The organism is Streptomyces sp. NPDC051738 (assembly GCF_044453205.1).
Lineage (GTDB): Bacteria > Actinomycetota > Actinomycetes > Streptomycetales > Streptomycetaceae > Streptomyces.
Window position 1 is genome coordinate 35480 of record NZ_JBITCM010000031.1, and the last position, 21401, is coordinate 56880.

Below are 21401 nucleotides of genomic sequence, written 5' to 3' on the forward strand. Positions count from 1 at the left end.
CCACAACGCAACCTGCACCCGACCACCCGCCTCACCCGGCAGACGCTTCCGACGTACCGACCTCCAGCAGCCGCCCCCCATCCCAAACCACCCCGACCTGCCGGTAATACGCGGCAATCGGCTCACGAACCTCCAGCCGGGCAAGCTCCTCCGTAGGCGCCTCGAACAACTCCAACTCGGCGTCCCCGACCCACGGTTGACCCCCCTCGAACGAAGCAGCCCCGGACTCGATCAGCTCATCGAGAGCCAACCCCTTGCCCTTCTCGATCGAGGGCAACCACCGGTGATGAGCCATGGGATGCCCATTGACGAACCCGTTCGATTCCGACGGCTCCCGCAACGTCACGACGGCCTGCGCCAACCGCCGATCCGTCGCAGCGAGCGTCGCCCCGAACCGCGCCCCCGCCTCGATCCGCGGAGCGGGCCCGTACGGATGCGGCCGAGTCTGATGAATGGACCCGAGCTTCTTCGGATACCCCTGATGCAGCCCACGCGCGATGGCGAAGTCCTTGTCCACCCAGATGTGGACACACCGCGAGTACGTCTGCCCCCGGTACTGGCACCGGACGACCGCGAAGGCCTCCTTGTACTGCGCCAGCACAGGATCGAGCAGCTCAGCCCCCGACTCCGAGCACGACTGCCAGTCGGCCCAGATCAAGGCGACCGCACCGGGATCCTCGTCGGCCAACTCCAGCGGCTCGGGCAGCAGTTCCCGCACCCGCGCCGGATCGGTCCGGTACTCGACAGTCAGCAGGTCACCGGAGTAACGCCACGGAGGCGACGGAATCAGCGACGCGACACCACTGCCGGTCTTGGGGTGGAAGTAACCACGAACAGAGGACATGACGGTGTTCCTTACGCGGTGAGGGCGGGCTGCTTCAGCAGCTGGGTGCGATAGCGGGCGGCACCCATGGCGGCGCTGTGGCCACCGAGCGCGACGACGCCGACCAGCCGGTCGTCGGCGTGGTAGCCCACCAGGACGTCGCCGTCGGGGTCGCCGTCCAGGACTCGTACGTCGTCGAGGCCGAGGACGGGCGCCCCGAACGACTGGAGCCGGAAGTCGTGCTGGTCGCTCCAGAAGGTGGGCAGGGGCGCGAAGGGAGCCAACTCCCCCTCCGCACCGGCGAGATGAGCGGCCAGCACCTTCGCGGCATGCTTGGCGGAATCGGTCGGGATCGACCAGTGCTCGACGCGCCGGGGAACGCCGTCGTAGCGGGCGTTGGGAAAGCGGGCGACATCGCCGACGGCGACGACCTCCGGCCGTCCGCCCACCCGCAGCCGCTCACAGGTGAGCACGCCGTCGGTGAGGTCGAGGTCGTTGCCCTCAAGCCACTCGACGTTGGCGACGGAGCCGACCGACTCCACGACCACGTCGGCGGGCAGCACGGTCCCGTCGTCCAGGACGACACCGGTGACGCGGTCCTCGCCCTCGAAGGCGGCGACTCCCGTGCCGAGCGCGAAGCGCACCCCGCGTTCTTCGTGCCGCTTCAGCAGCGCGCGGGCGAGCAGTTCGCCGAGCGGTCCGACCATGGGCAGCGGCAGCGGATCGACGACGGTCACCTCGCGGCCGCCGAGTCCTACGGCGGTGGCGGCGACCTCGCAGCCGATGAACCCGGCGCCGACCACGACCACGCGGGCGTCGGGGCAGGTCAGTTCGTCCCGCAGCCCCTGGGCGTCGGCGAGGGTGCGCACGGTGTGGCGGCCGGTGAGCGGGCCGGGGCACCTCAGGCGCCGGGGGCGCATGCCGGTGGCGACGACCAGGCCGTCGTAGGAGATCTCCGCACCGTCGTCGAGAGCGACCGTGCGCTCGGCCAGGCGGGCCGCCACGACCTTCGTGCCCAGCCGCCACTCCACGTCGGCGGCGGCCCGCTTCGGGGTGAAGGCCAGCGACTCGAAGGGCGCCTTGCCCGCGAGGACCTCCTTGGAGAGCGGGGGCCGGTTGTAGGGCATGTGGGGCTCGTCGCCCACGACCGTGATCGTGCCGGTCCAGCCGGCCGCGCGCAGCTGCTCCGCCGCGCGCAGGCCGCCCATCGAGGCACCGGCGACGACTATGCGTCCGGTCATGGGCTCAGCCCTCGATCCGGATGGCCTGCAACGGGCAGACGTCGGCGGCTTCCTCGACCTCGTCGCGCAGCGCGTCGTCGGGGTCGGAGACGTACACCAGGTGTCCGTCGCCGTCCATCGAGAAGACGTCGGGGGCCGCGAAGACGCACTGGCCGTGGTCCTGGCACTTGTTCATGTCGACGACGACCTTCATGGCCGGTCCTCCTGGGAGTGAGGGGCCCGGCCGGCCTGTGGCCGGGCCCTTGGCCAAAGGGGTGCGATAACCGAACCCCTGACTCGTTTGGCTTCAAACAACATAGGAAGTCGCTCGACCCTGGTCAATACCTGTCCAGGTGGATAAATTTTTGACGCCGCCCTCTTGCGGTACGGCTAATCGCATCCATACCGTTCGGGTTCAAACGATGAGCCCGGGTCGCCCCGCACCCGCTGCTCAGGTCGTCCCCACGCCACCTTCCCCATCCGCCCGAGGAGACATCGGTGAGCGCTCACGACATCCCAGACATCCGCCGACACATGGAGCGGCTCACCGCCGAGGGTGTGGACGTGGTCCGGGTGATCTATCCCGATCTCATGGGCACCGACCGCGCCCGGGACGTCCTGGTGGACCATCTGCCGTCGGCCCGCGAGCACGGTCTGGCCTTCTGCCGGGCCGTCTACCACACCAGCCCGCAGGGCGACGTGGTCCCCGTGGCGGGCGGCCTCGACGCCGGTCTGCCGGACGTGACCGTACGCCCCGACCTGTCCACCCTGGCCGTGCTGCCCTGGGAGCCCGGCGTCGCCACCTGCCTCGGCGAGGTCACCGACCCGGCGACCAAAGCCCCCGCCCCGGAGTCACCGCGCGATCTGCTGCGCGCGGTGCTGGCCCGCTGTACCGAGCAGGGCCTGCGTCCCGTCATCGGCCCGGAGCTGGAGTACTTCCTGCTGGAGCCCGCCCCCGGCACGCCCACCGGCTGGCGCCGCGCCCCGGAGACCACCGGCGCCATCTACACCGCGGGCCTGCGCGCCGACCCCGACAACCACCTGCTGCGCACCCTGCGGCATCTGCGCGATCTGAACCTCGGCGTGATCACCGGCAACCACGAGTTCGACGGCGGCCAGTACGAGATCAACCTGACCCACTCCGAGGCGCTGGACGCGGCCGACCGCGCGTTCCGCTTCAAGGCCGCGGTGAAGGAGCTGGCCCGCAAGGAGGGGCGGCTCGCCACGTTCATGGCCAAGCCGTACGGGGACGCGGGCGGCTCCGGCTTCCATCTGCACCTGTCCTGCGACGCCGCCGACGAGGAAGGCGGCGGCAACGCCTTCGACGACCCCGCGGGCGCGTACGGCCTCTCGGCCATCGCCCGGCACGCCGTCGCCGGCATCGTCGCCCACGCTCCCGCGCTCGCCGCGCTGGCCAACCCGACCGTCAACTCGTACAAGCGCTTCGGGCCCGACACCCTCGCGCCCTGGCTGATCGACTGGGGGCTGGACAACCGCAGCGCGATGGTCCGCATCCCGCCGGAGCGCGGCTCGGGTGCCCGCGTCGAACTGCGCCTCGGGGACGCCAGTGCCAACCCCTATCTCCTCGTCGCCGGCACGATCGCCGCCGCGCTGCTCGGCATCCAGGCCGGTGAGGAGCCGCCCGCGCCGCTGGAGGGCTACGGCTACGACACCGCCCGGGCGGCCGTGCTGCCGAGGGACCTGTCCGCGGCGCTGGACGCGCTGGAGGCGGACACCGCCCTGACCGACCTGCTCGGCAAGGGCTTCACCACATCCTTCCTGACCTACAAGCGCAACGAGGTCGAACGCTTCCAACGGCACGTCACCGACTGGGAGTTCACCGAGTACGCCTACCACCTGTGACGCCCTGGAGCCCCTGATGACCCAGACTGAGACCCTCTCCGCCGCGGTGAACGAGCCCATGCCGCTGGCCGACGTCGACCTCGCCGACCTGGACAACTTCACCGACGGGGTCACCCCGTGGCGGATGTTCCACACCCTGCGCCACGAGGACCCGGTGCACTGGCAGCCCGAGGAGGCGCCCAACTCCGGTTTCTGGGCGGTCACCCGGCACGCCGACATCGCCCGGGTCGACCGTGGCGCGGAGACCTTCACGTCGACGCGGTTCGTCAACCTCGAAGAGGTCGACGACGACCAGATCAAGAAGCGTGCCTCCATCCTGGAGCTGGACGGCGTACGGCACCGTGCGCTGCGCAGCGTGATCCAGCGGCAGTTCGGCGCGAGCGTCATCAACAGCTACGCCGACTTCCTGCGCGGCCTGACCGCCAAGACCCTGGACGCGGCCCTGACCAAGGGCACCTTCGACTTCGTCGCCGACGTCTCCGCGGACTTCCCGATCAACGTCCTGGCCCGGCTGATCGACGTGCCGCCGGAGGACAACCAGCGGCTCATCGACTGGGGCAACCGCATCATCGGCAACACCGACCCGGACTACGCGGACGTGCTGCTGCACAGCGCGGAGAGCGAGAAGTACCGCGACCTGCCGTTCCGCTCCCCCGCCTCGATCGAAGTGTTCGAGTACGGGCGGGAGCTGGCCCGGCAGCGCCGCGGCGGTGACGGTACGGACCTGGTCTCGCGGCTGGTCAACACGACCCCGCGCGACGGCGTCCCGCTCTCCCCGCAGGACTTCGACAACTACTTCCTGCTCCTGGTGGTGGCCGGCAACGAGACCACCCGGCACACCATCTCCCACTCCATGCTGGCCCTGCTCCAGCACCCCGAGCAGCTGGCCCGCCTCCAGGAGGACCCGTCCCTGATCCCCACGGCGGTCGAGGAGTTCCTGCGCTGGGCCTCCCCCGTCTACCACTTCCGCCGCACGGCGACGCGTGATGTCGAACTCGGCGGCAAGCGGGTCAAGGAGGGCGACAAGGTCGTCATGTGGTTCGCCTCCGGCAACCGCGACGAGGAGGTCTTCGGCAATCCGTACGACTTCGACGTCGCCCGCGCCGACAACGACCACGTCACCTTCGGCAAGGGCAGCCCGCACCTGTGCCTGGGCAATCTGCTCGCCCGTACCGAGATCCGCATCATGTTCGAGGAGCTGATCCCGCGGATCGCCGACATCAGGCTGACCGGCGCCGTCACGCGCGTGCGCTCCAACTTCGTCAACGGCATCAAGAAGCTGCCGGTCGAGGTCACGCTCGCCTGACCGACAGGGCGTGGTGGAAGACGTTACGGGGGTCCCACTTCGCCTTGATGCCTTGGAGGCGGCGGTAGTTGTCGCCGAAGTACAGGTCGTGCCAGGGGGCTCCGGTGTTGCGGGCGGGGTCTGCGAGGTCGGTGTCCGGGTAGTTGATGAACGCGCCGTCGGCCGCGGCGGGGGCGCCGCCGGTGTCGGCGTACAGGTCCTCGTAGAGCTCGCGCAGCCAGCCGATGTGCCGGGCGTCGTCGCGGGGGTCCTCCCAGCCGTTGACGTAGAACATCTTGATGCTCGCGTCGCGGTGGGGCGTGGCGGTCGCGTCCGGGGCCACGGTGTTGACCTTGCCGCCGTGCGTGTAGAGGCTCACGCCGCCGCCCGGGTGGTCGTAGTCGGACCGGGTGAGGTGGTGGTGCAGGGCGTCGATCTGCCGGTCGGTGAAGCGTCGGCGGAGGTAGCCCGACTTGACCTTCAGGCGGTAGACCGGGCCGGGGTCGCCCGGTGAGCCGGCCAGGGCAGCGGCCAGCCAGGGCTGGTTCCGCAGCGTGCGGACCGGCTGGACCGGGACGCCCCGGTTGATCGCGGCGATGTGCTCGTCCAGCATGCGCTCGGCGCCGGAGTCGGCGGCCACCTGGCCGATCATGAGGACCGATCCCGACAGGCGGCGGGTGAGGGCGAGTTCGCTGTAGAGGGCGAGATACGGCGAGTCGGGGGCGCTGTGCTTCTCGGCCCACTCGCCGTGGTTGCGGACGAGCCGGGCGAAGGAGGTCTTGTCGAGCTGCTGCCAGTCCCAGGAGACCGAGAAGCTCAGCACACCGGCCGGCGGTGCGGGCAGCAGGGCGGACGGGTCGTCGCCGTCGGCGCCGGGGGTGCGGAACCAGTAGCGGGTGACGATGCCGAAGCTGCCGCCTCCGCCGCCGGTGTGCGCCCACCACAAGTCCCTGTTGGGGTCGGAGGGTTCGCGGGTGGCGACCACACTGCGTGCCCTGCCGTCGCGGCCCACGACAACCACCTCGACCGCGTACAGGTGGTCGACGGACAGGCCCATCAGCCGGGACAGCGGACCGTAGCCACCGCCCAGGACATGCCCGCCGACGCCGACGTCGGCGCACCAGCCCGCCGGGACCGTCACGCCCCAGCCCAGGTACAGCCGCCGGTACACCTCGCCCAGCAGGGCACCGGCCTCGACGGCGAAGGCGCGGCGGCCCGGGTCGTACGCGACGCCGTTCATGCCGGACATGTCGACGACCACCTCCACGGCCGGGTCGGCGACGAAGTTCTCGAAGCCGTGGCCGCCGCTGCGGACCGTGATCCGCCGTCCGCCGTCCACCGCCTGCTGCACGGCCCGTACGACGTGCGCGGTCGTGCCGACCACCCAGACGTGCTCCGGCCTGCCCACGAACCGGCGGTTGTAGCCCCGGGTCGCCAGGGACGGGAACCGCGCATCGCCGGGCCCGACCATGGCCGGTCCGGGCGGCGGAGGGCAGGAACCCCCGTCGCCGGCCGCCGCGACCGGCGTCCCAAGCCCGGGCGCCACGACCCCCGCCGTCGTGGCGACCAGGCCGCCGCGCAGTACGTTCCTCCTGCTTAAAGCGCTCATGCCGGGTCCTCGTGCCTTCTTCCGGGTCTCCGCTTCCTTCGGTTCACGAATCTAGGTGGCGAAGGCATCGAGGGCAGTCGTCCCAAACCCCCGCGTCACGGTGGTGCCGGCACCACCGTCCACCGCTCGCGGAAAACCGGGTGCTCCGGCGGCGCGGCGGGGAGTACCGTCCCGGCGTGATCGAAGACGACGGCTACTTCCCAGAGAACATCGCTGCCGACTACGACGAGTCGGCCGCGGACATGTTCCGCCCCGGCATGGTGGATCCGACGGTCGACCTGCTGGCCGAACTGGCCGGCAACGGCCCGGCACTCGAACTCGGCATCGGCACCGGCCGCATCGCCCTGCCCCTGGCCGCCCGCGGCGTCCCGGTGCACGGCATCGACCTGTCCCGCGCCATGGTGGACCGGCTGCGCGCGAAGCCCGGCGGCGACGCGATCGACGTGACGATCGGGGACTTCGCGACGGCGCGCGTGGAGAAGACCTTCTCCCTCGCGTACCTGGTCTTCAACACGGTCATGAATCTGACGACCCAGGACGCCCAGGTCGCCTGCTTCCGCAACGTCGCCGCGCACCTGGCGCCCGGCGGCCGCTTCGTCGTCGAGGTCATGGTGCCGGAGCTGCGGAAACTCCCCGCGGGGCAGAGCGCCGTTCCGTTCCACATCAGCGACACCCGCTGGGCGTTCGACAGGTACGACGTCGCCACGCAGGCGATGAGCTCGAACTACGTGACCATCGTCGACGGCCGCGCGGAGCACTGGACCATCCCGTTCCGGTACGTCTGGCCGGCCGAGCTGGACCTGATGGCACGGCTCGCCGGTCTGCGGCTGTGCGACCGGTGGGAGGACTGGACGCGCGCGCCGTTCACGAGCGAGAGCGGCAAGCATGTGTCGGTGTGGGAGAAGCCGGCCGACTGACCGTTCCACACGGCCGGCTGTGGGGCGACGTCTCGTCCTCGAACGTACCTATCCCCCTGCGTACGCCGCCCAGTCCACGATCTGCACCGCCGCGCCCGCCGCCTCCATGCCCCGGCAGTGGGCGTGGTGCCTGCGGGCGATGCCGTCCAGGTCGAGGTGGGTGCCGAAGGCGGGGTGGGCCGCGAGGCGCTTGGCGTAGGCCCAGAGGCGTGGGTGGCCGGTGATGTGGTGCACCGCGGTGGCGTCCAGGTGGTGGCGGTGCACGGTGTCCAGTTGGACCAGGGTCACCCACAACTCGACGTCGGCGAGGGTCGGTTCGCCGCCCAGCACGTACTCCTGGGAGGCCAGCCGCCGTTCCAGCGTGTCCAGGGCGTGCAGCAGGGAGGCGAGCGCGGTGTCGCGCGCCGCCGGGTCGACGCCCGGCTCCCCGGCGCGCTGCGCGGACGCGGTGATGTCCTGCTCGCAGAGCCGGGCTATGGCCTCGACGGCCTCCTCGGCGCCGCGCGGGAAGAGGTCCGGGCCGTCACCGCCGAACCGGCGGGCCAGGTCCCGCAGGATGTCGGGGGCGTGGGTGCTCACGATCGTGCCGGACCAGGTGTCGCTGAGCACCGGCGCGACGGCAGCTCCCGGGTGCTGGTGCGAACTGGCCTCGTACAGCGGGCGCAGCTCCTGGTGTCCGCCGTCCGGGGCATCGGGCACGGCGGGCAGCAGCATCACCGGGAGGGTGTCGTCCAGGCCGAGCAGGCTGTGGGTGACGGCGATGCGCAGACAGCGCGGACACGACAGGGTCAGATGGAGGCGGTAACGACGGGGCGCGGCGTAGTACCCGCTGCGCGCGTCACAGCCGATCCTGCTCCGGAAGGACGGCACGGCGGTCGGGGATGGGGCGGACATACGTCTCCCTGGGTGCTCGGTCACGGGCATACGACGGCGATGGCGCGCGGCGGCTTCGGCGCGGCCGGAATGCGGTACGTGAGGTGAGGTTCAGGGGCGGGCGGTCGCGATGCCCGCACCGTGCGGGGAACTTGCCGCGCTGCACACACGCTCGAGGTCGATGTGGCGACGGGACGTCAGCAGGGGCAGAAGGGGCAGCGGCCGGACGGCGACACGGACCGTGTCACTGCCGAGGTCCAGCGCGGAGCGGCCCATATTTCCCTACCAATTCACTAGGATTCCCGTACTGGAGTCTCGGGCCGGATCCGAGCCGCGTCAAGAGGGCCGCCGAGCAATGAGACGCCGGTCGGGGATTCCGCAGCGGGTGCGGCGGCCAGGGCATCGGCCGACGGTAGGGAGTCGGCCGAGGGTACGGGGCGGACGAGGGTACGGAGTCGGCCGGTGGGACCGTCAGGGGTTCGTCCAGGCCTCTGGGTCGTCCGCGAGGCTCAGGACGTCATCCGGAAGCTTGGCCGCGGCCACATGCGCCAGCGTGACCTCGCCGAGGATCTTGCGGACGTTGGCGCGTACGGCGATCCAGAGCGGCAGCAGGGACTCGGCGGGGCCGACGTAGGAGAGGTCGGGCGGGCGTACGCCGCGCACCGAGACCAGGGGGCCGTCCGCCACGCGGATCACGTCCGCGATGGGGATCGAGTCCGCCGGGCGGGCGAGCCGGTAGCCGCCCTTGCCGCCCCGCTGGCTCACCACGAGGCCGCCCCGGCGCAGGTCGCCGAGGATGCCCTCCAGGAACTTGTGCGGGATGCCCTGCGCCTCGGCGATCGCCTCCGCCTTGAGCGAGGTGTCGTCCCCTGCCGCGGCCAGCTCCAACGCCGCCCGCACCGCATAGTCCGCTCTCGCCGAGATCCGCATAGCGAGATTATCCATCACCACCGTGTCGGCACTCACCCGCCGGGCCCTCGCTCAGGCGGGAAGGCTGAACGGAGGGTGCGCGCCGTTGAGGAAATAGTCCCCGACCTCGCGCAACCGGTGGGCGACCGGATCGCGCAGGGTGTGGGTGCGGGTGTCGCGCCAGAAGCGGTCCAGGCCGTTCCGGGCGAAGGCCGCGTGCGCGCCGACGGCGTCCAGCGCCCGGCTGGTGATCTCCTGCGCGGCCCGGGAGGCGGCGGCCTCGGCCGCGCTCGCCAGCACGGCGATCTCCGCGCACTCCTCGTCGTCAAGGTCGTGCCCCCGTGCGAGGCCGTGCGTGAGGGCGGTCACCGCCTGGTCGGCGAGGGCGGACGCGGCACGTGCGGCGACGGCCAGCTCGCCGAACGCGGTCAGCACATACGGGTCCTGCGACGGGCCACCCGGCCAGAGCTGCGGCGAGAAGGGCTGCCAGGGGCTGTGCACCGCCCTTCCGTGCTCCCGGACTTCACCGAGCAGGCCGTCGACCACGCCGAGACAGAACTGTGCGGAGACCAGCCGCGCGGTCGGCACGGCGAGTCCGGCGAAGGGCGACAGGGCGCCGTCGTCCGGGGAGAGCGACCCGAGTACGTCGTCGGCCGCGACCGGCACGGAGTCGAACCCCACGCTGCCGGCGGCCGCCAGCCGCTGCCCGAAGGTGTCGCCGCCGGCGCCGCTCACGAGGCCCGGGTGGGCGGGGTCGACGAGGACGGCGAGGGGTTCACCGGTGCCGGGCACGGCGGCCCGGACCACCAGCCGGTCGGCGACCCCGACTCCGGAGCCGTACCGCTGATGGCCGTCCAGCAGATAGCCGCCCACCGTCGGGGTCAGCATGAGCGGCGGTTCGTTCGAGGCGATACCGCCGCCCCAGTACCACTGCCCCGCCGTGAACGCCCGCTCGACACGGGCGGCACGGTCGGGGGCGGCGAAGAACCGGGCGCAGTAGGACAGGAAGTAGTGACTGCCCAGCAGATGACCCACCGCACCGTCGGCCGCCGCGACGGTCCGCACGACCGTGTAGGCGGTACGCCAGTCCGCTCCCCCGCCGCCTCGCGCGGCCGGCACGAGCAGCGCCAGGAGCCCCGATTCACGCAGCCGCGCGACCTCGTCGAGCGGAGGCTTGCCGGCCTGCTCGCGTTCGACCGCGTCCGTGGCCAGGTCGTCCGCGAACTCACGGGCGATGTGCGGCCAGTCGGAGCGCCCGGTCACCGCTGCGACCGTCTTGCCGGCCGGTGGTGCAGTTGTCATGACGGACTTCTTTCAAGACAGAAGACAACGCGGTCCCGGTCTGCCCGGCCAACCCGGTCATGTCATCCTCACTCGCTCCACCGACGGGGGTCAACACTTCCCTAGTAATTCGATAGGAAATCTAGGGAATGCGTGTCACCTTGGCTGATTCCCGCTCCACGAAGGGGACCTGAGTCACAGTGCGGGCGACCGTCGCGTCGCGGAACGGGTGCGACCACAGCCCCTGCGCCTCCAGCCTCGGCAGCACGCCCTCGCCGAACCAGTACGCCTCCTCCAGGTGCGGATAGCCGGAGAGCACGAACTCGTCGATGCCCAGCCGGTGGTACTCGGCGATCCGCTCGGCGACCTCGTCGTGACTGCCGACCAGCGCCGTGCCCGCGCCGCCCCGGACCAGCCCGATGCCCGCCCACAGGTTCGGGTAGATCTCCAGTTCGTCGGAGCTGCCGCCGTGCAGCGCGAGCATCCGCTGCTGCCCCTCGGACTCACTGCGCGCGAGGCCGGCCTGTACGGCCCGTACCGTCTCCGTGTCGAACCCGGCCAGCAGCCGCCGCGCCTCCGCCCACGCCTGCTCGGCGGTGTCCCGGGTGATGACGTGCAGCCGGATGCCGAAGCGGACGCTGCGGCCCTCCTTCTCGGCCAGCGCCCGGATCCAGGCGATCTTCTCGGCGACGGCGGCGGGCGGCTCGCCCCAGGTGAGGTAGACGTCGACATGCCGGGCGGCGATCTCGCCCGCGATGGGCGAGGAGCCGCCGAAGTACACCTCGGGCACCGGGTCGGGCACCCGGGCCAGCTTCGCGTCCTCGACCTGGAGGTGCTCGCCGACCAGATCGACGGTCGCGCCCTCCCACAACCCCCGGACGATCTGGAGGAATTCACCGGTACGGCGGTAACGGTCGTCCTTGTCCAGGAAGTCGCCGTAGGCACGCTGCTCGTGGCTCTCCCCGCCCGTCACCACGTTCAGCAGCAGCCGTCCGCCGGTCTGCCGCTGGAAGGTGGACGCCATCTGCGCGGCGAGGGTCGGCGAGACGAAGCCGGGCCGGAAGGCGACCAGGAACTTCAGCCGCTCGGTGTACTGGGCGACCATCGCCGTGGTCAGCCACGCGTCCTCGCACCAGGCGCCGGTGGGCGTCAGCGCGCCCACGAAGCCCAGGTCCTCGGCGGCACGGGCGATCTGGCTGAGGTAGGCGACCGTCGGCGGCCGGTCACGGCCGGACACCGTGGCGGGGGTGCCGTGGCCGCCGCCGACGACATGGCGACTGTCGCCGTTGGTGGGCAGGAACCAGTGGAAGGTGAGGGACATGGGGGGTCTCCGATCGGGGGTGTTCATCTAGACGGGGTCGTTCATCGCGTCGGGGGCGTACGTCGCATCGGGGTCGTTCATCGCGTCGGGGGCGTACGTCGCATCGGGGTCGTTCGTCGCGTCGGGTCGTTCGTTCACAGCAGCCCGTGCCGGGGCGGCTTGATGCCGCGCAGCACGTAGCGGCCGATGTGCTGGACCTTCCAGCGCGCCGGGTCGTGCAGGGTGTGGGTGCGGGCGTCGCGCCAATGGCGGTGCAGGCGCAGGGAGTCGAGGGCCGCGCGGGTGCCGGCGACCTCGAAGAGCGCGCTGCCGACCTCCACGGCCGCCTCCGCCGCGGTCACCTTGGCGGCGGCGACCGCGATGGAGGCCTCGGCAGCCGAGTCGTCGGTCAGGTCGGCACGGGCGGCGTCCACGGACCTGGCGGCGGTGGCGAGCAGCGCGTCGGCGGCCCGTACCCGGATCGCCAGCTCACCGAACCGCTGGGTCAGGAGGGGGTCCTCGGCGGCGGTCGCGTGTCCTTCGCCGACGCTCTCGAACCAGGGGCGGCTCTTGGTGCGGACGAACTCCACGGCCTCGGCGAGTGCCCCCGAGGCGATCCCGGCGTCGATGGCGGCGTGCAGCAACTGGGCCACTGCGCCGTGGAGTTGGGGACCCTCGAAGGTGAGGTGGTGCGGCACCACCCGGTCGGCGGGCACGGGCACCGACTCCAGGCGGACGGTTCCGCTGGCGGTGGTGCGCTGTCCCATGCCGTCCCAGTCGTCGACGACCGTGACGCCGGGCGCGTCGCGCGGCACGTACGCCACGTGCAGGTTGTCGTCGTCGGCGCGGGCGAGGACGGGGATCCAGTCGGCGAACAGGGCGCCGGTCGAGTAGTGCTTGACGCCGTTCAGGCCGTACGACCCGTCGGGCCGCCGGGTCAGCCGCGTACGGATGTCCTGTACGTGGCTGGTGCCCGCCTCGGACTGGGCGTTGCCGAACCGCCTGCCCGCCAGCACCTCGCCGAAGAAGAACTCCTGCTGCTCCCGCGTCCCCTGCCGGCGCAGCACGTTGACGTACACGAAGTGGCTCTGCGGGATCTGGGCCAGGCTGGCGTCGGCCGAGGCCAGCAGCCGGAAGATCTCGGCGAGTGTCTCCGCAGGGACGTCCGCGCCGCCGAATTCCGCCGGCACCGTCACCCCGAGCAGCCCGGAGGCGGACAGCCGCTGGAGTTCCGGGTGCGGCAGCCGGCGCACGGCATCCCGCTCGGCGGCGTCCTTGCGGAAGTCGGCGGCCAGTTCGGCGGCGACGGCGAGGGCCTCGGCGTCGTCGGCGATCACCGTCGCGGCGCTCATCCGGTGGCCGCCAGCAGGGTCGGGCGGCCACCGAGGGCGATCGAGAACTGGTCGGTGACATGGGCCAGGGCCTCGGCGGCGGCCGGTGCGACGGTCAGGGTGCCGTCGTCGCCCACGCTGATGTCCTTGTCGAGGGTGAACCAGCCCGGCGTGATGTGGGCGGGACCCATGGAGTTCAGCACTGGGCGCAGGGCGTAGTCGATGGCCAGGACGTGGGCGTTGGTGCCGCCGGTGGCCAGCGGCAGGACGGTCTTGCCCGCGAGCGCGTACTGCGGGAGCAGGTCGAGCAGCGACTTCAGCAGGCCGGAGTAGGCAGCCTTGTAGACGGGCGTGCCGATCACGATTCCGTCGGCGCGCTCGACCAGGGCGGTGGCCTCGACGATCGCGGGGTGGCCGAAGTCCGCGTGGAGCAGGGCCTCGGACGGGAGCGTGCGGACGTCGAAGGGGATCACCTCGTGGCCCTGGGCGGCGAGCCGGTCGTCGAGGTGGCGCAGCAGCCGGGCGGTGCGGGAGGTGGCGGAGGGGCTTCCGGAGACGGACAGGACGGTGGCCATGCGAGGACCTCTCAGGGGCGTGTCGGATGCGGGCGGCTGGACCCTGTGACGACAGGGCCCCAGGTCAGGCTCGGGCGGCGACGGATTCGGACTCGGACTCGGCTTCCTGGGCCTCCAGTTCACGGACGAGCGGCAGCACCCGCTTGCCGAAGTACTCGACCTCCTCCAGGTAGTGCAGGAAGCCGAGGAGGAAGAGGTCCACGCCGAGGCGCTTGTAGGCGACGATCCGCTCGGCGATCTGCTCGGGGGTGCCGATGAGGCCGGTGCGGAAGCCGTCGTTGTACTGGACCAGGTCGTCGAAGCTGGAGTCCTGCCACATGCCCTTGCCGTCGGCGGTGGACTGCCCGGCCTGCTGGACGGCGTCGCGGAAGCCGTGGACGGCCGGCGTGTCGGCCTTGGCGACGATCTCTCGGAGCGTGTCGCGGGCCTCGGCCTCGGTGTCCCGGGCGATGAGGAAGCCGTTGAGGCCGAACTTCGGTGCCCTGCGGCCCACTTGGGCGGCGGACGCGCGGACGTCGGCGATCTGCTCGGTGACGCCGTCGAAGTCCTTGCCGTTGCTGAAGTACCAGTCGGAGACACGGCCCGCCATCGCGCGGGCGGCGGTGGAGTTGCCGCCCTGGAAGATCTCCGGGTGCGGGCGCTCGGGGGTGTTGAGCGGCTTGGGCTTGAGGGAGAAGTCGCGCAACCGGTAGAAGTCACCGGCGAGTTCGGTGTGATCCTCGGTCCAGATCTGACGCAGGGCGCGGATGAACTCCTCCGAGCGGCGGATGGGGGTCCCCCCGGTTCGAGCGAAGCCGAGAAGTGGGGGAGCTCGTCGTGCTCCAGCCAGGGCTCGCCGAGGGCGGTGAACTCGCCCTTGAACCAGCCGCTGACGACGTTGACCGCGAAGCGGCCGTTCGACAGGTGGTCGGCGGTGGCGCCGAGTTTGGCGAGCACGCCCGGGTGCCACAGGCCGGGGTGGACGGCGGCGATGACCTTCAGCCGCTGGGTGGCGAGCAGCAGGGCGAGGCTGAAGCTGGTGGACTCGTGCTGGAACTCGGCGCCGTAGCTGGCCATGTAGCGGACCTGGCTGAGGGCGTAGTCGAAGCCGTTGTTCTCGGCGAGGACGGCCAGTTCGCGGTTGTAGTCGTAGCCCCAGTCGGTGCGCTGCTCGATGGTGCTGGTGACCAGGCCGCCACTGACGTTCGGCACCCAGTAGGCGAAGCGGGCGGGGTCGGATCCGGGCGGGACGGGCATGGAGGGCTCCTGGCGGGAATGCGCACGCGAAAGGGCGCGTGCGGTCACAGGGAAACGTGTTCGGAGATCGGGATTCGGGCGTGCGGGCACGACGTTCCCGGGAAAGTCGAAATCACCGAGGGAAACGGCCGGCGGTGGAATTCACACGGATTCACACAGGGAGATCAGCGCGAGTGCGAGGGTTTCCCTCGGGTGCGCTCAGACCCGACAGCGACAGCAGGAGCTGGAGACACGCGCAAGGTCGACATGGCGTCGCCGCGTGAGGTCCTGTCGCTTCATGCCTTCGATCAAAGCAGCGGGGAGTCCGACCGGTCAAGAATGCCCGGAGGGGATTCCACATGCTGAGAGTCGGTATTCACGAGGTTGTGACAGGGATTCCCTTGAACCCGGCGCTCGACGGGCCGCAGTCTCCTGTCGTGCGTATCAAACAGCTCGAATACATCGCCGCCGTCACCCGGTTGGGGTCGCTGCGGCGGGCCGCCGACGAACTGCATGTGTCCCAGCCCGCGCTCAGCGAGACCGTGCGCAACCTGGAGCGCGAGCTCGGTGTGGATCTGCTGGAGCGCAAGCGGTCCGGGGCGAAGATCAGCGACGAGGGCCGGGAGCTGCTGCCGCACATCATGAGTGTGCTGGACGCGGTGGACCGGTTGCGGGGCGCGGCCGGTGACCAGCACCGCATCAGCCGTATGGTCCGGCTCGGCACGGTCAACACGGCCACCGTGCCGCTGGTCATCCCGACCGTGCGGGAGTTCCGGGCCGCGCACCCGGTGACCCAGGTCGAGCTGGTCGGAGCGCAGCAGTCCGAGATCCATCGCGGGCTGCTGGAGGGCGCGTTCGATCTGGGGCTGGTGAACTACCTGGCGGGCGACGACCTGCCGCCCGGCTTCGAGACGACCGAGCTGCTGCGCGGCCGGCCGGTCGTGTGCGTGCGCCCGGACAGTCCGCTGGCGGCCCTGGACACGGTGGACGCGGACAGCCTGCTGGCCGAACCGCTGGTCGTGATGCGCTCCGGCTATGTCATGCACCGTTTCCTGCACCGGCTGCTGGGCGGCCGTACGCCGTCCTTCTCGTACTCCACCGACGGCGCCGAGATGGGAAAGCTGATGGTCGCCGAGGGGCTGGGGGCGACGGTGCTGCCCGACTTCAGTGTCCTCGGCGACCCGCTGGAGCGGCGGGGCGTCATCACCGTACGGCCGCTCGCCGGAGACGCGACCGAGGTGCTGCTGGTCCTTGAGCGCCGCGACTCCGGCTCCGTCCCCCGGGCGGTACGGGACCTGCACGAGCTGTTCGTGCGCAACGCGCGTGCGTATGACGCCCCTTCCCGCGGTGAGGGTGCCTGATCAGACCACGGTCACCGGATGCCGCACCACCGCGTCGAACAGATAGCCCTGTGTGTTGGGCACGGAGACGTCCGGCTGGCGGCGCCCCGCGGTGTCGGTGGCGCGGGCGAGCAGGTGGGTCGCGCCGGGTGTCGCGGGCCTCCAGGGGACGGACCAGCGCGACCAGGTGTCGGCACGCGGCCGATCGTGCAGTCGGGCCGGGCGCCAGCTCGTTCCGCCGTCGGTGCTCACGTCGACCCGCGCGATCCCTCCGGCGCCCGACCAGGACCGGCCGTGCAGCACCTGGCCCTCCCCCACCGGGAACGTGGCGCCACTGGCCAGCTCGAAGGCACTCTTGATCGTCTGCCGGGTCAGCGGCGCGCTGCCCTCCGGCGGGTGGGAGGGGCCGTACAGCCGGTAGAAGGTGGTGTTCCACGGTGAGAAGAGCGGCTGCGCGGACACCTCGATGTCGCCGACCCACTTGATCGACGAGATCCCCACCCAGGAGGGCACCAGCACCCGCACCGGATACCCGTGGTCGTACGGCAGCGGCTCGCCGTTCATCTCGTACGCGAGCAGCACGTCGTACACCGCCTTGGCCAGCGGCAGCGGACGCCGCACCCGGCCGAGGTTCTCCCCGCCGCTGACGTACTCGGCGTCCAGGCCGCGCGGCTGCACGTCCACGGCGTACGGGGACAGTCCCGCCCTGCGCAGGACGTCGGCGAGGCGCACCCCGCGCCAGCGGGCGACGCCGATCGCGCCCGACGTCCAAGCGGTGCCGGTGACCGTCTCGCCCTGCTGGGTCGTGTAGTGGCTGCGGCCGTTTCCGGCGCACTCGACGAACGCGGTCCGGGTGACGGCGGGCAGGGCGCGCAGATCGTCGTATCCGAACTCCACCGGCCTGTCCTCGCCGAGGGCGCCCCGCAGCCCGCTGCCCCACAGCCGCAGTCGCCAGTCGGCGGCGTCCAGGACGGGAGTGGTGGTGTGGTTGCGGACGAAGAACAGCTCGTTCGGGGTGTGGTGGCCGGTGCCGCGCAGGGCCTCCCAGCGGGTCTCGGCGTTGGTGGCGGTTTGACGATCGGGGTGTCGGCGGCGCGGGCGGGGCCGGGCGCGGGGAGCGCGGTCGCGGCCGCCGTGGCGGCGAGCAGGGTGAGCAGCCGACGGCGGCTGACCCCGTCGGCCCTGGCGTCCCCGGCGAGCCACTGACGCAGCCTGCGGCGGTCGTAGGCGGACTCGTCGAGGCGGGTCGCGGGACGGGACGGAGGCACAGCGGATGCGGGCATGACGGGTCCTCGTCGTGAGTGTGGAGGCCGGACATGGCGGGGGGGGACGGCGCGGGCCGAACTCTGGGAGCACCTACGGGCCGGGCCGTCGATTCCAACAGGTCCGATGGGTATGGCCGTTGGAGGGGGTGGTGGCGAGGTGGCGCGCGGTGATCAGCCGGGGAACCGACACAGTGCGGCGGCCACGCGGACGAGGTCCACGGTGCGGCGGCGTATCAGAGGCTCCTGCGGTGGCATGGCGCGATGCAAGCATGCGGGGCGCGAGGGTGTCAACGGACCATCCGTGCCGGGTGGTTGGGGCGCACTCGGACGCCGCTCAGCGTATGTCGAGCTGTCGCATGAGCCCGGCCAGCGACTCGTGAGGGCTCCGTCCGGCGGTGTCGATCACCAGGTGCTCGCGCTCCCACGGCTCGTACGCGCGGGCGAGCACCTGGTGCCAGTCGGGCAGGGGCAGCCCGGGGATGTCCACGGACCGCGCCGTCACGCGGTGCCGGTGCTCGGCGGCATCCGAACAAACCACCTCCACCTCAACGGTCACGGCTCCGGCCGCCGAACCGACGTCACGCCACGCGTCCCGCGTCACGGCCAGCGGGTTGACCGACTCGGCGATGACGGTCAGCCCCTGTCGGAGATGTTCCTCGGCCAGGGCGTAGCCGACGATGTAACCGGCCGGCCCGACGGGGTGCCGGGCCAGACCGGAACGGACGATCGCCTGCTCGATGGTGTCGATCCGCAGGTGGACCGCGCCGATCCGGCCGGCCAGCAGCCGCGCCAGTGTCGTCTTGCCGGTGCCGGGCAGCCCGCACAGGACGATGAGCATGCCTGGTCCCGCCGAGGACGCCCGGGCGGCGGCTACTTGTTGGTCCTGGGCAGGCCCGGCGGGTTGATCTCCGACTTGGTCACGGCCTCGTCGGACAGGCCCCAGCGCTTCAGCACCTTCGCGTACGTGCCGTTCTCGACGACGTGGTTGAGGGCGTCGGCGAGCGGCTTGGCCAGGCCGCTGTCCTTCTTGGTGGTGGCCGCGATGAGGCCCTGGAGGGTGGCTCCGGCGCCGGAGTAGGTGCCGACGACCTCGGTCTTGCCGGTCGTGGCCGCGTGGTAGGCGGCGGTGGGGTTGGGGCCGAGGTAGAGGTCGATACGGCCGGACTGGAGGGCGAGATAGGTGTCGCTGTCGTTCTGGTAGTACTTGATGTCGACCGGCTTGCGGCCGGCCTTCTCGTTCTCCTTGCTCCACTCGATCAGCAGCTTCTCCTGGTTGGTACCGCTGCTCACGGCGACGGTCTTGCCCGCCACGTCCGCGGGCCCGGTGACCTTCAGGCCACTGCCCTTCTTCGCTCCGAAGCCCAGGTTGTCCTCGCGGTAGGTGGCGAAGTCGTACTTCTCCTTGCGTTCCTCGGTGACGGTGATGTTGCTGAAGCCGGCGTCGTACTTGGCGCTGTCGAGGCCGACGAAGATGTTCTCCCAGGACACCGTGTTGATGTGCGGCTTGAGGCCGAGCACGTCGGCGACCAGGTAGGCGAGGTCGGGCTCGACGCCGATGACCGTCTTGTTGTCGGTGGCGTAGAAGGTCAGCGGCGCGGCGGAGCCGGACGAGGCGACGAGTTCCAGGGTGCCTCTCTTGCGGATCTTCTCCGGGACCTCGGCGGCTATGGAGTCGACCTTGTCGGTAGTGACGCGGTTCTGGTCGGGGCTGATGTTGATCTTCGTCTTGGCGCCCGACGCGGCCGCGACCTCGGTCGTACCACCCTCGGAGGGGTTGCTGCAGGCGGCGAGGACGAGGGCGGAGGCCAGTCCGAGCGCGGCTGCGGCGGTGCGGCGGCGGGCGAGGCGAGTGGACACGGTCGTACTCCTTGCGTGCGGAACGGGGGTGAAGGGGGTGGGTTCAGAGGACCTTGGAGAGGAAGGCGCGGGTGCGTTCCTGGCGCGGGTTTTCGAGGACGGCCTTGGGCGGCCCCTGCTCGACGACGACTCCGCCGTCCATGAACACCACGGTGTCGGCGACCTCACGGGCGAAGCCGATCTCATGGGTCACGACGATCATGGTGGTGCCGGTACTGGCCAAGTCCTTGATGACGTCGAGGACTTCACCGACCAGCTCCGGGTCGAGCGCCGAGGTGGGCTCGTCGAAGAGCAGTACCTTCGGTTCGAGGGCGAGCGCGCGGGCGATGGCCACGCGCTGCTGCTGGCCGCCGGAGAGCTGGCGCGGGTAGGCGTCGACCTTGTCGGCGAGGCCGACGCGGTCGAGGAGCCGACGGGCCGTCTCCTCCGCCGCCTTGCGTGTGCGGCGCAGCGCGGAGACCGGGGCCTCGATCAGGTTCTCCAGAACCGTCAGGTGCGGGAAGAGGTTGAAGTTCTGGAAGACGAACCCGATGTTGGTCCGCTGCTTCAGAACGTCCTTCTCCTTCAGCTCGTGCAGCTTGTTCCCGGCGCGGCGGTAGCCGATGAGCTCGCCGTCGATGCTGATCCAGCCGCGGTTCACCTTCTCCAGGTGGTTGATGGTCCGCAGCAGCGTGGACTTCCCGGAGCCGGACGGGCCGAGGATCACCGTGACCCCGCCGGCCCGGACCTGTAGGTCGACGCCGCGCAGCACCTCCAGCGGGCCGAAGCTCTTGTGGACGCCGTGGACGTCGACCATGACGGCACTCATGAACTCTCCTTCGTCAGGTGGCGCCGGACGCGCTGGAGCGGGGTGGGCGGCAGGGTGCGGTTGGCGCCGCGGGCGTAGCGCCGCTCGACGTAGTACTGGGCGATCGACAGGAGCGAGGTCAGGACGACGTACCAGGCGGTGGCGACCAGCAGCAGCGGGATCACCCGGCCGTTGCGGCCGTAGATCACCTGCACCTGGTAGAACAGCTCGCCGATCGACATCACGTAGACCACCGAGGTGCCCTTGAGCAGGCCGATGATCTCGTTGCCGGCCGTGGGCAGGATGGCGCGCATCGCCTGCGGCAGCACGATCCGGCGGATCTGCCGCAGCCGGGGGATGCCCAGCGCCGCGGCCGCCTCCAGCTGTCCGTGGTCGATGGAGAGGACGCCGCCTCGGACGATCTCTGCGGCGTACGCCGCCTGGTGCAGGGTCAGTCCGATGATGGCGGCGCCGATGGTGCCGATGAGGGTGTTGCTGTCGACGGACCAGAACACCGGGCCGAAGGGGATGCCGACGCCCAACTCCCTGTACAGCGCGCTCAGGTTGAACCAGAACACCAGCTGGACGATCATCGGGATGGACCGGAAGACCCAGATGTAGGTCCAGGCGACGGTCGAGAGCACCGGGCTGCGCGAGAGCCGCATGAAGGCGATGACGGTGCCGAGGAGGAAGCCCAGGACGGTGGCGTAGGCCGTGAGCTGGAGGGTGACCCACACGGCCTGGACGATCGTCTCGGAGAGGACGTAGTCCCGGAAGACGTTCCACTCCCAGACGGGGTTCGTGGCCAGGCCGTGCGCGAACTGGGCGATCAGCACGACGACGGCGACGGCGGCGGCCCAGCGCGCGTAGTGGCGGGCGGGCACGACCTTCAACTCGGCTGGTTCTTCGGCGAGTTGGGTGACGGGTGGGGTAACGGTGTCGCTGCTCATG

Annotated in this window: 20 protein-coding genes and 2 pseudogenes; 4 read left to right on the forward strand and 18 right to left on the reverse strand. The window is 71.1% G+C overall.

Annotated features, from left to right (window positions below; genetic code table 11):
• Positions 1-31: 31 nt before the first annotated feature.
• From ACIA8X_RS43325 to ACIA8X_RS43335, 3 genes are read right to left on the reverse strand one after another with little or no spacing between them, the layout of a single operon-like run.
• Positions 32-844 carry an acetoacetate decarboxylase family protein gene (locus ACIA8X_RS43325; RefSeq protein ID WP_393460828.1) on the reverse strand — a complete coding sequence of 271 codons (813 nt, stop codon included), beginning with the start codon at positions 842-844 and terminating at the stop codon, positions 32-34.
• 11 nt (positions 845-855) lie between these two features.
• Positions 856-2064, reverse strand: a complete 1209-nt coding sequence (locus ACIA8X_RS43330; RefSeq protein WP_393460831.1) for an NAD(P)/FAD-dependent oxidoreductase — start codon at positions 2062-2064, stop codon at positions 856-858.
• Between the two features lie 4 nt (positions 2065-2068).
• Positions 2069-2257: a ferredoxin gene (locus tag ACIA8X_RS43335; protein WP_393460834.1), complete on the reverse strand. Its 189-nt coding sequence runs from the start codon at positions 2255-2257 to the stop codon at positions 2069-2071.
• Positions 2258-2541: 284 nt separating this feature from the next.
• Between ACIA8X_RS43335 and ACIA8X_RS43340 the strand changes: the two genes are divergently transcribed.
• Both ACIA8X_RS43340 and ACIA8X_RS43345 read left to right on the forward strand, forming a co-directional pair.
• Positions 2542-3906, forward strand: a complete 1365-nt coding sequence (locus ACIA8X_RS43340; RefSeq protein ID WP_393460837.1) for a glutamine synthetase family protein — start codon at positions 2542-2544, stop codon at positions 3904-3906.
• A 16-nt stretch (positions 3907-3922) separates the two neighbouring features.
• Positions 3923-5212: a cytochrome P450 gene (locus tag ACIA8X_RS43345; protein ID WP_393460840.1), complete on the forward strand. Its 1290-nt coding sequence runs from the start codon at positions 3923-3925 to the stop codon at positions 5210-5212.
• Here ACIA8X_RS43345 and ACIA8X_RS43350 read toward each other — a convergent pair.
• Entirely contained in the window at positions 5199-6800 is a 1602-nt protein-coding gene (locus ACIA8X_RS43350) for an FAD-binding oxidoreductase (protein WP_393460843.1), read from the reverse strand. The genes ACIA8X_RS43345 and ACIA8X_RS43350 overlap by 14 nt on opposite strands.
• Before the next feature lie 176 nt (positions 6801-6976).
• On the opposite strand from ACIA8X_RS43350, the gene ACIA8X_RS43355 reads away from it, so the two are divergent.
• Positions 6977-7717 (forward strand): class I SAM-dependent DNA methyltransferase, encoded by a 741-nt coding sequence (locus ACIA8X_RS43355; RefSeq protein ID WP_393460846.1) that lies wholly within the window; start codon positions 6977-6979, stop codon positions 7715-7717.
• Positions 7718-7765: 48 nt separating this feature from the next.
• Here ACIA8X_RS43355 and ACIA8X_RS43360 read toward each other — a convergent pair whose 3' ends face one another.
• The 9 genes and pseudogenes from ACIA8X_RS43360 to ACIA8X_RS43400 form a co-directional block, all read right to left on the reverse strand.
• Positions 7766-8611: a glutathione S-transferase C-terminal domain-containing protein gene (locus ACIA8X_RS43360; RefSeq protein ID WP_393460849.1), complete on the reverse strand. Its 846-nt coding sequence runs from the start codon at positions 8609-8611 to the stop codon at positions 7766-7768.
• Between the two features lie 90 nt (positions 8612-8701).
• A complete protein-coding gene (locus ACIA8X_RS43365) occupies positions 8702-8866 on the reverse strand; it encodes a hypothetical protein (protein ID WP_393460852.1) in 165 nt (54 codons plus the stop codon).
• 195 nt (positions 8867-9061) lie between these two features.
• Positions 9062-9520 carry an Rrf2 family transcriptional regulator gene (locus ACIA8X_RS43370; RefSeq protein WP_093910565.1) on the reverse strand — a complete coding sequence of 153 codons (459 nt, stop codon included), beginning with the start codon at positions 9518-9520 and terminating at the stop codon, positions 9062-9064.
• A gap of 51 nt (positions 9521-9571) precedes the next feature.
• Complete coding sequence (locus ACIA8X_RS43375) at positions 9572-10801, reverse strand: acyl-CoA dehydrogenase family protein (protein ID WP_393460855.1); 1230 nt, start codon at positions 10799-10801, stop codon at positions 9572-9574.
• A 121-nt stretch (positions 10802-10922) separates the two neighbouring features.
• Positions 10923-12101 (reverse strand): LLM class flavin-dependent oxidoreductase, encoded by a 1179-nt coding sequence (locus tag ACIA8X_RS43380; protein ID WP_399460599.1) that lies wholly within the window; start codon positions 12099-12101, stop codon positions 10923-10925.
• A 134-nt stretch (positions 12102-12235) separates the two neighbouring features.
• Complete coding sequence (locus ACIA8X_RS43385) at positions 12236-13432, reverse strand: SfnB family sulfur acquisition oxidoreductase (RefSeq protein WP_399460600.1); 1197 nt, start codon at positions 13430-13432, stop codon at positions 12236-12238.
• A complete protein-coding gene (gene ssuE, locus ACIA8X_RS43390; RefSeq protein ID WP_393460865.1) occupies positions 13429-13986 on the reverse strand; it encodes an NADPH-dependent FMN reductase in 558 nt (185 codons plus the stop codon). Before ssuE ends, ACIA8X_RS43385 begins: the two co-directional genes overlap by 4 nt.
• Before the next feature lie 64 nt (positions 13987-14050).
• Positions 14051-15222 (reverse strand): annotated as a pseudogene (gene sfnG / locus ACIA8X_RS43395) (dimethylsulfone monooxygenase SfnG).
• A 198-nt stretch (positions 15223-15420) separates the two neighbouring features.
• Positions 15421-15501: a putative leader peptide gene (locus tag ACIA8X_RS43400; protein ID WP_351078001.1), complete on the reverse strand. Its 81-nt coding sequence runs from the start codon at positions 15499-15501 to the stop codon at positions 15421-15423.
• Between the two features lie 137 nt (positions 15502-15638).
• On the opposite strand from ACIA8X_RS43400, the gene ACIA8X_RS43405 reads away from it, so the two are divergent.
• Positions 15639-16562, forward strand: a complete 924-nt coding sequence (locus tag ACIA8X_RS43405) for a LysR family transcriptional regulator (RefSeq protein ID WP_399460601.1) — start codon at positions 15639-15641, stop codon at positions 16560-16562.
• Here ACIA8X_RS43405 and ACIA8X_RS43410 read toward each other — a convergent pair.
• The 5 genes and pseudogenes from ACIA8X_RS43410 to ACIA8X_RS43430 form a co-directional block, all read right to left on the reverse strand.
• Positions 16563-17824 (reverse strand): annotated as a pseudogene (locus ACIA8X_RS43410) (sulfite oxidase).
• 316 nt (positions 17825-18140) lie between these two features.
• Positions 18141-18644, reverse strand: coding sequence for an AAA family ATPase (locus tag ACIA8X_RS43415; protein WP_399460602.1), 504 nt, complete (start codon positions 18642-18644; stop codon positions 18141-18143).
• A 32-nt stretch (positions 18645-18676) separates the two neighbouring features.
• Entirely contained in the window at positions 18677-19663 is a 987-nt protein-coding gene (locus ACIA8X_RS43420) for an ABC transporter substrate-binding protein (protein ID WP_399460603.1), read from the reverse strand.
• Between the two features lie 43 nt (positions 19664-19706).
• A complete protein-coding gene (locus ACIA8X_RS43425; protein WP_399460604.1) occupies positions 19707-20471 on the reverse strand; it encodes an amino acid ABC transporter ATP-binding protein in 765 nt (254 codons plus the stop codon).
• Complete coding sequence (locus ACIA8X_RS43430) at positions 20468-21400, reverse strand: amino acid ABC transporter permease (RefSeq protein WP_399460605.1); 933 nt, start codon at positions 21398-21400, stop codon at positions 20468-20470. Before ACIA8X_RS43430 ends, ACIA8X_RS43425 begins: the two co-directional genes overlap by 4 nt.
• Position 21401: the final 1 nt, after the last annotated feature.